Annotated in this window: 8 protein-coding genes; 4 read left to right on the top strand and 4 right to left on the bottom strand. The window is 37.1% G+C overall.

Annotation, left to right across the window (positions count from 1 at the left end; genetic code table 11):
* Positions 1-161: 161 nt before the first annotated feature.
* The gene (gene rpsA, locus LKL37_RS01830; RefSeq protein WP_431608878.1) at positions 162-1,952 is read right to left on the bottom strand and encodes a 30S ribosomal protein S1; all 1,791 of its coding nucleotides are present in this window, start codon (positions 1,950-1,952) and stop codon (positions 162-164) included.
* 507 nt (positions 1,953-2,459) lie between these two features.
* On the opposite strand from rpsA, the gene LKL37_RS01825 reads away from it, so the two are divergent.
* Complete coding sequence (locus tag LKL37_RS01825) at positions 2,460-3,767, top strand: DEAD/DEAH box helicase (protein ID WP_431608877.1); 1,308 nt, start codon at positions 2,460-2,462, stop codon at positions 3,765-3,767.
* Between the two features lie 105 nt (positions 3,768-3,872).
* Here the strand turns inward: LKL37_RS01825 and LKL37_RS01820 are convergent, their stop codons facing one another.
* Positions 3,873-4,766 carry an SMP-30/gluconolactonase/LRE family protein gene (locus tag LKL37_RS01820; protein WP_431608876.1) on the bottom strand — a complete coding sequence of 298 codons (894 nt, stop codon included), beginning with the start codon at positions 4,764-4,766 and terminating at the stop codon, positions 3,873-3,875.
* A gap of 254 nt (positions 4,767-5,020) precedes the next feature.
* On the opposite strand from LKL37_RS01820, the gene ccoG reads away from it, so the two are divergent.
* Positions 5,021-6,463, top strand: coding sequence for a cytochrome c oxidase accessory protein CcoG (gene ccoG / locus LKL37_RS01815; protein ID WP_431608875.1), 1,443 nt, complete (start codon positions 5,021-5,023; stop codon positions 6,461-6,463).
* 159 nt (positions 6,464-6,622) lie between these two features.
* Here the strand turns inward: ccoG and LKL37_RS01810 are convergent, their stop codons facing one another.
* Together LKL37_RS01810 and LKL37_RS01805 are read right to left on the bottom strand one after the other, a co-directional pair.
* The gene (locus LKL37_RS01810) at positions 6,623-7,504 is read right to left on the bottom strand and encodes an AraC family transcriptional regulator (RefSeq protein ID WP_431608874.1); all 882 of its coding nucleotides are present in this window, start codon (positions 7,502-7,504) and stop codon (positions 6,623-6,625) included.
* A gap of 97 nt (positions 7,505-7,601) precedes the next feature.
* Positions 7,602-10,283, bottom strand: a complete 2,682-nt coding sequence (locus LKL37_RS01805; RefSeq protein WP_431608872.1) for a reprolysin-like metallopeptidase — start codon at positions 10,281-10,283, stop codon at positions 7,602-7,604.
* A gap of 185 nt (positions 10,284-10,468) precedes the next feature.
* Between LKL37_RS01805 and LKL37_RS01800 the strand changes: the two genes are divergently transcribed.
* Positions 10,469-10,813 carry a MerR family transcriptional regulator gene (locus LKL37_RS01800; RefSeq protein ID WP_105683719.1) on the top strand — a complete coding sequence of 115 codons (345 nt, stop codon included), beginning with the start codon at positions 10,469-10,471 and terminating at the stop codon, positions 10,811-10,813.
* A 489-nt stretch (positions 10,814-11,302) separates the two neighbouring features.
* Complete coding sequence (locus LKL37_RS01795) at positions 11,303-11,635, top strand: XRE family transcriptional regulator (RefSeq protein WP_431608871.1); 333 nt, start codon at positions 11,303-11,305, stop codon at positions 11,633-11,635.
* The last annotated feature ends 50 nt before the right edge of the window (positions 11,636-11,685 follow it).

Genomic DNA, 11,685 nt, shown 5'->3' with positions numbered 1-11,685 from the left:
TTCCTGCTATTAATTTTTACTATTTTTTTGCAAATCTTTATTTTCTGACAACTAAAAAGTGAGGATATACTCTTTTTTCTTTACCCAATTACATCCTTTTCATATTGGCATAAAAAAAGCCGCTCAAAAGAGCGGCTCCTTATTTATAAATGGTTCAAAGATTATTTACCTTCTTCCATTTTTCTTTTCAACTCTGCTAATGCATCGATGTCTCCAAGAGTAGATCTTTCTTCATTGTTTGAAGAAGAAGTTACGTTTCTAGAAGAAGATTCTTTTACGTTTTTCTTCTCTTCATCTCTGAAGATACCTGTGTGAGATACCACTACTCTCTTGAATTCTTTGTTGAATTCGATTACTTTGAATTGAGCATCTTCACCTTTTTTGATTTTAGATCCATCTTCTTTCTCTAATAATCTTGAAGGGCAGAAAGCTTCAACCTCAGCATCTTCGAATTGAACAGAAGCTCCTTTATCGTGAACTTCTACAGCTTTACCAGCGTGGATAGTTCCTTCAGCATATTTAGTTTCGAATTTATCCCATGGGTTTTCAGTCAATTGCTTGTGACCTAGAGATAATCTTCTAGCTTGGATATCTAATTCAAGAACTACAACGTTTAGCTTATCACCTACTGCGCAGAACTCAGATGGGTGCTTGATTTTCTTAGTCCAAGAAAGATCAGAGATGTAGATTAATCCGTCGATACCTTCTTCTAACTCTACGAATACACCAAAGTTAGTGAAGTTTCTTACAGTTCCTACATGCTGAGATCCTACCGGATACTTAGCTTCGATGTTTTCCCATGGATCTTTAGACAATTGCTTGATACCAAGAGAAATTTTTCTTTCTTCTCTATCTAAAGTTAATACTTCAGCTTCTACTTCATCACCTACTTTTACGAAATCTCCAGCAGATCTTAAGTGAGTAGACCAAGACATTTCAGAAACGTGGATTAATCCTTCTACACCTGGAGCGATTTCTACGAATGCACCATAGTCAGCAAGAACTACTACTTTTCCTTTTACTTTGTCACCTACTTTCATGTCAGCAGAAAGAGCATCCCAAGGATGAGCTTCTAATTGCTTCATACCTAATTGGATTCTTGTTTTCTCATCATCGAAATCAAGGATTACAACTTTTACAGTCTGTCCGTCCTCTAGGATTTCAGATGGGTGGTTCACTCTAGACCAAGAAAGGTCTGTAATGTGGATCAATCCATCAACACCTCCTAAGTCAATGAATACACCGTAAGAAGTAATATTCTTAACAGTACCTTCAAGAACCTGACCTTTTTCAAGCTGAGCGATGATTTCTTTTTTCTGACCTTCGATATCTGCTTCGATCAATGCTTTGTGAGATACAACTACGTTTTTGAACTCAGGGTTGATTTTCACAACTTTGAACTCCATAGTTTTTCCTACGAACTGATCGTAATCTTTAATTGGCTTAACGTCAATTTGAGAACCAGGTAAGAATGCTTCGATTCCGTGAACGTCAACGATCATACCACCTTTAGTTCTAGATTTAACAAAACCGTTAACGATTTCTCCAGTTTCGTGAAGTTCGTTTACTTTATCCCAAGCTTTAAGCGTTCTAGCTTTTCTGTGAGATAACTGTAATTGTCCAGTTTTGTCTTCTCTCTTGTCAACCATTACTTCTACCTCATCACCTACTTTTAGGCCTTGGTTGTAACGGAATTCGTTTAGAGAGATAACACCTTCAGATTTGAAGTTGATGTCTACGATAGCTTCTTTATCAGTTAATCTTACAACTCTACCAACTAAAACGTCATTATCGTTTAGGCTGTTAAGAGATCCGTTATAGATTTCTTCTAAATCGCTTTTTTCTTTTCTCGCATCTGCATCAAGACCTGATTCGAATGAATCCCAATCAAATTGTTCTGGTGCTACGTTTTGGTTTAAAATAACCTCTGCTGAATTTGTCTCTTTTGACATTTTCTAATAAAATTTGTATTCCTTCTTTTTTAACGGTTTGAATAAATGCGGATTAAAAAATACGGAAGTAATTAATTGTAAGTAATTTACTTGTCAAACCTTTTCGCCACAAAAGTGGGTGCAAAGATAAGAATTTTATTTAAAACAAGCAATACATTCAAACATGTTATTTTTTGGCTTATATAGTTAAAAATCAATACCTTGATTAAAAGAATGCTTCGACTGCGCTCAGCATGACATCCTAATACTAACTGTTTTAAATTTAGAATAAATTAATATCCAGTATCATGCTGAGCATTACCCAAACGCTTACGAACGCAGTTCACGAAGCATCGATAATAAGTAGAAAACAAAATGAGATTCTTCATTTCGCTACGCTTCATTCAGAATGACAGCAACACAGAATTAAAGAAGGGCAACATTTTCTTATTCTAAAACGCTACCACCTCAAACCTCAAACTCACCGCCCTCCCACTCAACAAGACCTAAATTCATTACCTTTGCACCATGGAATTAGAATCAATTTATCAAAAACTGCAGATTCAGGATATGAATCAGATGCAGAAATCTGCTTATAAAGCTTCTGAAAACAATACAGACATTGTTTTGCTCTCTCCTACAGGATCCGGCAAGACTCTTGCTTTTTTATTTCCTGTCCTTCGGAATCTGAAAAAAAATGTTCAGGGAGTTCAGGCATTAATATTAGTTCCTGCCAGAGAACTGGCTTTACAGATTGAGCAGGTTTTTAAAGCAATGGGATCAGATTTCAAAGTATCTGTATGCTATGGCGGACATGATAAAAAAATAGAGGTTAATAATTTAATTGAAGCTCCTGCTGTATTGATTGGAACTCCGGGAAGGGTTGTTTATCATTTACGAAATAACAATTTTGATCCGAAAACAATTAAAACCTTAGTTCTTGATGAATTCGATAAAGCTCTGGAATTAGGTTTCCAGGATGATATGGAATTTATTTCTAATTCTTTAAAAGGACTTTCTCAAAGAATTTTAACGTCTGCAACAGCAATGGATGAAATTCCGGCTTTTACAGGCTTAAAAGATGAAAAAGTGATCAGTTTCCTTAAAGAAAATGACATAAAGCCAGATATCCAACTAAGAAAAGTAATGACTATTCCTGAGGAAAAACTGGATACTCTCTTCAATCTGGTTTGTAAAATCGGAAATAAAAGAACCTTAATTTTCTGTAACCACCGTGAGGCTGTAGACCGTATCTCTGAGCTTCTTCACCAGATGGGAATCGACAGAGAAACCTTTCATGGCGGTATGGAACAGGATGAAAGAGAACGTGCCCTGTTAAAATTCAGAAACGATTCTGCAAGAATTCTTATTACAACCGATCTGGCTGCCCGCGGACTTGATATTCCTGAAGTAGAATCTATTGTTCATTATCAGCTTCCTCCCAAAGAAGATGCCTTCATCCACAGAAACGGACGTACGGCAAGAATGAATGCCAAAGGTTTTGTATACCTGATCATGACTGAAGAAGAAAACTTCCCGTTCATTAAAAATAATACTCCGGAAGAAAGCGTTACCGGATTCACTAAAGTTCCGCAGAAAACACCTTTTCAAACAGTTTACATCAGTGCAGGAAAAAAGGATAAAGTGAATAAAGTGGATATTGTAGGTTATTTATTAAAGAAGGGAGAACTGCAAAAAGAAGACGTAGGAATAATTGAAGTAAAAGACACTACCTCTTATGTTGCCGTTTCCAGAAATAAAGTAAATACTCTTTTAAAAAAGCTTCAAAACGAAAAACTGAAAGGAAAGAAAGTGAAAATGGAGGTTGCTTATTAAAGCCTTCTACTCAATACTCTATTGTCATTGCGAACGAAGTGAAGCAATCTCATATGTAATGAAAAGAGATTGCTTCGTCGCTGTGCTTCTCGCAATGACACAAAATTATTTAATTCCTCTTACTCTGGTAGGAAAAGTATAGACAGATTTTGAAGCCGTAATGAAAAGTACATTATTATTTTTCCCACCGAAAGCGACATTGGATGTCCATTTTTCGGGGATAGAAATATGATAGATCTTTTTTCCAAGACGGTTAAAAACATGTACTCCGTCTCCTGTCAGGTAAAGATTTCCATGTTTATCCAGCTCCATTCCGTCTGAACCCATTTCGCAAAACAGTTTTTTCTCAGACAGCTTTCCATCGCCCAGTATATCATACACATAGGTTTTTCCGGCATCAATATCAGAAATATATAATTTCTTTAATTTTTCACTTCCTACAATTCCGTTAGGTTGCGTGAAAGTATCAAGCTTGGTAACTTTGCCTGTTTTATCTCTGTAATAAAGGCTTTTATGCTGAATTTCCTGTTTAAATCCAATCCAGTAATCTCTTTCATACAAGGGATCTGTAAAGTACATACCTCCTGTTTCATCGTTCCAGACATCATTTGGACCATTCAGTCTTTTTCCTTCAAAACTTTTAAGTAAAACTTCAATTTTTTTATCCTTTGAAATTTTCCATATTTCTCCCTGATCATCAGAACAGGTTATCAGATATCCGTCTTTGTCGAAGTGTGTTCCGTTTGCTCTTCCCGTTTTATCTAAAAACTCTATCACCTGATTACTTTTCCAGTCCCAGTAATAGATCTTATCGTTCGGCTGATCTGTAAAGTAAACATTCCCTTCTTGATCTGCAGATGGCCCTTCTGTGAAACTGAACTTGTCCGAAACCATTTCCGGCTTTACTCCTTCATAAAACATTTTACTATAATTTACTGATTGACAGTTTACCAATGCGAAAACCAAACCAATCATGCTTATTTTAAATATATTCTTCATGCTTCATTTTTAAAGCTGCAATTTACAATATGGCTCACAGGTTTCAAAATATTTTCTCATTTTGATACAATAAAAATCACAAATACAAAATGTCCCAATTGTCCTATTTTGTAAGTAGATCATATTAGTAGTAAAAGGATATATTCCGGAGCTTTGCAGTAACAGGATCAACTCCTTTTTTTGAAGGAAAATATTATTTAAAAAGGAGAAATCCGGATGAAAATTGTACCAAAATACTTTTATAGCATACAACAATGAGCGCAGAGTCCAACAATATCAAGTCTTTGGAAATTGAAAATGAAGATTTCAGAAATTCAGTGGGAACAATGGATGAAACCGGAAAAAGGAAATGGATTTTCCCCAGAAAGCCCAAAGGAAAGTATACCAACTACAGAAATTACACAAGTTATCTTCTTCTTGCTTTATTTTTCGGATTACCATTTATAAAAATCAATAATAATCCTTTTCTGCTCATTAATGTCATCGATGGGAAATTCTTTATCGCCGGGCAGCCATTTTATCTGCAGGACTTTTTCATCCTTGCTTTGGGAGCAGTAACGTCGGTAATCTTTGTCATGCTGTTCACTGTAGTTTTCGGAAGGATATTCTGTGGCTGGCTGTGCCCTCAGACTCTTTTTATGGAAATGGTTTTCCGAAAAATTGAATACTGGATCGAAGGCGACCGAAATAAACAAATGAAACTCGACAGACAGGAATGGGATGCAGAGAAAATCAGAAAAAGAGTAACGAAATGGTCTGCTTTTCTTTTAATTTCCCTTATTATCTCTCACTTCATGTTCATGTATATTGTGGGATATGAGGAGGTTTTCCGAATTATGAGTGAAGGGCCGGAAGGAAACTCACTGAAGTTTACCGCCATGATATTTTTCACCATGACTTTCTATTTTGTTTTTGCATGGCTTCGTGAGCAGGTTTGTACACTGGTCTGCCCATATGGAAGGCTTCAGGGAGTATTGATTGACAAACAGACGATCAATGTATATTATGATTTTAAAAGAGGTGAAGGCCGTGCAAAATGGAGAAACAATGAAGAAAGAAAAGCAGCAGGAAAAGGAGATTGTATCGACTGTAACCAGTGTGTGGTAGTATGTCCTACAGGAATTGATATCAGAAACGGACAGCAGCTGGAATGTGTGAACTGTACAGCATGCATCGATGCATGTGACGAAGTGATGGAAAAAGTAGGTTTACCTAAAGGGCTCGTACGTTATGCCACGGAAGCCGAAATTGAAAATCAGGATAAATTCCGGTTTACTCCGAGAATGAAAGCTACAACCGTCATTCTGGCATTACTTATCGGATTCCTTGGATTCTTAATGTACGACCGAGGCTCTATGGAAGCGAAATTCATCAAACCGGCAGGGTCTACATTTTTCGTTAAAGACGGTAAAATCACCAATACTTTTATTTATACCCTTCTGAATAAATCGAATGAAAAGAAAACCCTTACTATCAGAGTAATCTCTCCTACCAATGCTGAAATTACTTATTTCGGTTCTGAAAAAATCATATTAAAAGGAGACCAGATCCTGAAAGGAAACATCAACATTTCCTTCCCCGAAGACGAAATTAAATTCTCAAAACAAAATATGGTGATTGGAGTTTTTGATGAAAAAGGAAAACTGGTAGATTCGTTTGATACGACTTTTGAAGGACCGTTTAAGCTAGCGCTTTAGGTAGCAGATGATAGGTAATAGGTTTCAGGGATTAGGAAAAGTAGTTGAGATTTCATTAATTCCCATCCTATGGAGGGGTGGCAAAAATTCTAAGAATTTTTGACGGGGTGGTTTACAACACACTCTCTCCCAAACTTTAAACCTTGAACTTTAAACTCATTAAGCCTTATATTTCCTCATAAACTGAGTAGGAGTCATTCCGGAGCTTTTCCGGAATACTCTTACAAAGTAAGAATACTCTTCATATCCTAAACGGAAAGCAATTTCGACAAGGCTTTCATCCAGATACATCAACATTCTTTTGGCTTCCAGTACTACTCTTTCTGTAATAACGTCGGTAGCCGTTTTCTGAACAACCGTCTGCACGATTCTGTTTAAATGTTTGGATGAAATTCCCATCAAAGAGGAATAGTAAGTAATTGATTTATGTTCTGCAAAGTGTTGTTCAATCAAATTTTCGAAATCCTGATAATGTTTAAAATAAGAAAGTCCGGCAGTGGAATCCATAGCATCAAAGTCTCTTGAAAATAATCGGGCAGCATTGATGAAAATCTGAGACATTAATGATAAAATCAGTCCTTCTTTCATGATATTTTTAGCCTGATGCTCTTCCCCCAATTCCTGAAATAAAATGATATTTTTCTTCAGTTCCAAATCATCCAGTTGAAGCTTTCGTGGAAATGATACGGATCCGAAAAAGGGAAAATTTCTCAGTTTCTGATTCACATAATGCATTTCATAAAATTCCTGGGAGCAAAAGAAAATATACCCTTCTATGTCTGCTGAAAGTTCCCAGCTGTGAATCTGGCCCGGTGACAAAAAGAAAAAGCTTCCTTCAGAAACATCATATTTCTGAAAATCAATCTCGTGTACTCCCGTTCCTCTGGTAAACAGAACAGCTGCATAGAAATCGTGTCTGTGAGGTTTTTCAATATGACGATGTCCCACCACCAGATGATTTTTCATCGTATTAAAATAAAAATCTGAAGTATTTTTACCTGCCTGGAAAAGATCAATATGAAGAACTGAGATCGGATTCATCATCTATAATTTATATACACCTTAAGGATTCACAAATTTATACAAAAAAAGGACCGGTATATACCGATCCTCTTTATCTCTTACAACGAATTGTCTGTTATTTGATGACAAGCTTGCTGTTATAAACTCCTTTTGAAGAATTGATGCTGATCACATATACTCCTTTAGGAACATTTACATTAAATTCTTTGGTATTGTTTCCTTCACTCTTATACGCTGAAGTATAAATTAATCTTCCACTGGAATCAAACATATTTACTTTCACATCTCCTTTTATATTTCGGGATTTGATAAAGAAATTACCGTCACTTGGATTAGGGTAAATCTTAATATCATCTGCCAATGGAGAATTTGATTCTTTGATTCCTAATGACTGTGTCTGGCGGGTACAAACCTGAAGTGTCCATCCATTGATGGTTCCTGTATCTCCTGTATAGTTATCTGAAGCAAACAATTTCCATTGTCCCTGTGCAGGATGTCCTACGAAAATGCCCAATGATTCATTAGATTTAGCTTCCCCCTGAATAGGAGTAGCACAAACAACAGCACTTCCGGTATCACTGAACGTAGCGGTTATATTATCCTGAGAACCACACTGTCTGTGCCAGATAAGAGCAGATGTTCCCAAAGGACCTTCTATTCCTAATGAAACATCACTTACATAAGTATGGGTAACAGAAGGTGTTACTTTAATTTTTGTGATAATTCCGGTATTATTAACGGTCATAGGAGCTGAAACCATAGGCGATGCTATAGCAGCATTTCCTCCAGGGCCATCCGTAATAGGAACAGCAGTACCTCCGTAAGTATAGGTAGTACAGTTTTCCCCTTCTACTGTATAATCAATAACAAAGCTTGGGCTTACCGCATAATAGATATTTCCTACCGCTTCCACCATAATATAGGCATTAGTAGCAGTAGATCCTGCCGGAATTGCAACCTGTTCGCTTCCATCGTTAGGAGTATTGGTTGCAATAGTAGTAAATGTCTGCCCACCATCTGTAGATAATTTAATATTCACATTCGCTGTACTTACAGGCGCTTGTGTGGTATTGGCTACATCCCAGGTAACGTTGACTGTTGATCCAGAGCTTGCAGACTGACCAAATGCAGGAGCAGTCACTTTAAATGGGCCCGAAGCATTATTCACAGTGATCATCATGGCATCCTTATTGGTTTGAGGAGCAGCAACGCTGTTATTTCTTACAGTCAGTGCGAAATTAAGGTTTCTTCCTACTCCTGAAACCGTTTCCCACTTGGTAGTAAGAACTCCGGCTAATACTTTATTGAAGTCCGGGAAGTATCGTACCGGAGTGGTTACCGGACTTATAGATCTGAATGTAGGACCAGTTGGTTTATTCAGATAAGGAATGGAATTATTTCCTGTTTGAGCCGAACCTGAATCCATTTGTTCCCATGTATAGGTGTAAGAAGCTGTATTGGCATCTGTGGAAGTTCCTTTAAGGACAAATGCGGTAGACTTTGGAATAACATAATCTGCGCCGGCATTGATAGACGGAGCCGGATCTGCAAAAGGAGTATTGGCACCACAGGCTACACTGTTTATATTAGTTTTAATTTCCTGAACACTGAATCCATGAAAATAATCATTGGAATTAAACTGTACATCATAATTACTTGTAATTCCGGTGTAAGCCATAATGGTAGAACCACTGCCCGGCTCCACCAGCGATGCCAGATTTCCCGATGCCGTACTGTAACTGAATGTATGGTTAGCTCCTAACTGATGCCCCATTTCGTGAGCCACATAATCGATGTCAAAATTATCTCCTTCAGGATAATTACTAGCTGTCCACCCCATTGCTTTTGTAGCATCATCGCAGATATCTCCAGGAGCATATCCGTTTCCGTCTTCACGGTCAAAAATATGTCCCATATCATAGTTGGCAGCACCAATAAGGTTAGTAATTGTTGTCTGCCCTGCCTGATTTTGCTCACCTGATGCTGTATAAGGGTAACCAGGTGAAGTTGTGCTGACAAAAATAACAGCATCATTATTGGCTACCAGATTAAAATGAAGGGAAAGATCTTTTTCAAAAACACCGTTCAGACGGGTCAGGGTTGTATTCATTGCTGCTAAAACAACAGCTTTCTTTTGTGCGTCTGTAGCTCCAGAAGGAGTTCCGGCTGCTGTAAGGTGATATTGTGCATATTCAGCCGTACAGGTTAGGGCCAATCTGAAAACATTAAATCCTGCTGTTTTTTTATTGACAGCATTGTTTTTTTTTTCAGAATTTTTGTTTTCCGGTTTATTGGGAGTAAGACATTCAAAAGGTTCTTTATCCTGTCCTCTTCTCGCATTGGAATCAAATACAGCATATACTGATCTGTCCTCGGTGTATGGTTCTATAAATTCGGAGATTCCGGATCTTGTTGTCATGGATGAAAAACCAACAGGTGAAAGACTAAATCTTACATATACGGAGGGATCTTCCAGTCCTGTTCCAACATACGATCTGATGTCCGGGAATTTCGCCTGTAATTCAGGAGCCATATTGGAATACTCCCACACCTGAAATTTTTCAAGCTTTCCATTGGCGGAAGGAAGGGAAATAACCACTCCTTTTTCATTTGTAAAACGCACCGGAGCATTTTTCAATGTTTGTTTAAGCTGATCTGTATTTAATGTGTACAGCCCGGAAAATTCTAATTTTTCCTGTGATTTTTTAACTTTCTGAGACCTCACCTCAGTTCTTGTCCACTGTGAAAACCCTAAAAATGGGATCATCAGTAAGAAAATAAAGAAATAATGTTTCATATCATAATGTTTTGGGTTGATTTTGTCTAAGATATTAAAAAATCAGACTTATTTTTATTTTTTTTCTCACTTATTCATGAATAAAATAGTTTTGTCTTTTGTAATGAAAGTCATACAGTACTTTTTACAATATATTTGGCTACAACTTTAAAAAATTTTTATCTTTGAGGTTTAGGAGTTGTAAAATGAAAATAAATTTACCTGATAAACTGTATTATTCTATAGGAGAAGTAGCCAAAGCATTCGATGTAAACACTTCATTAATACGCTATTGGGAACAGGAATTCCCTATTATCAAGCCTAAAAAAAACAGAAAAGGTAACCGATATTTCACTCCTGAAGATATCAAAAACCTTCAGATGATCTACCATCTGGTAAAGGAAAAGGGATATACCCTTGACGGAGCCCGTATCGCTTTGACCACCAACAGTAAAATTTCCGAAACAATTACCCTCATCGACCGCCTGGAGTTTGTAAAAGCTGAACTCATCAAGCTAAAAGAATCTTTAGGAGAAAGAGATGGCGAATAATTTATTTGAAAATATAAGAACCTCCGCTGCAATTCATTGCAGCGGAGGTTTTATTTAAGGTCTATCAGAAAAGCGACTATCAGACACCTTCACAACATACTATACCCCCTTCACCAACCCCCTCTATCCCCTTGAGTAAGGGGGTATATCTGGTTATATAAGGGGCTAAGGGTAGTTTCATAACGGTCTTTAATCACTTTGATTAAGGCTAAAGGTATTTATACAACTAGCTAGAGGCTGTTAGCTAAGTGTCTGGAGGCATTTCTGAACCTCCTCCAGACACTTGATGAAGTATATGGAGAGGCTTGTCATAGTGTCTGGAGGGACTTTTTAAATGACTGGAGACAGTTTACGAAATGGTTACAGCAAATTAATGAGCGGTTGCAGAGACTTACAGAAGTGACCGAAAGCACTTCCGAACCTGTTGAAGACAGTTTATAAAGTAGTTCCCGATACTTTAAAAATTAGCTGGGAATAAAGCAGGAAGCATTGGCTCTTGATTTAGGCAAGGACTGGAACCAAAAGAAGATTTCTTTACTTGAACAAAAAGAAACCATTGAAAACCAACTACTCGAAAAAATATCCGAAGTACTGAAAATTCCCGTAGAAGCTTTTCAAAATTTTGATGAAGAACAAGCTGTGAATATTATAGCGAATACTTTTCAAGATGACGCTGTTGCTTATGCTGAACAATACAAATGTAACATCAACCCAATAGATAAAATTATCCAACTTCACGAAGAAAAAATTGCGTTGTATGAACGCATGCTAAAGGAAAAGGATGAAATGATGAGCAGACTGGAAAAGTTGCTTGAAAAGTAAGAGATAAAACATAAAACCACTGCTGGAGCAGTGGTTTTGTTTTGTTTGTG

The organism is Chryseobacterium sp. 'Rf worker isolate 10', from assembly GCF_050753305.1.
Lineage (GTDB): Bacteria > Bacteroidota > Bacteroidia > Flavobacteriales > Weeksellaceae > Chryseobacterium.
The sequence above is the reverse complement of the archived record's forward strand: the minus strand, read 5'-3'. Positions and strand labels throughout refer to the sequence as shown.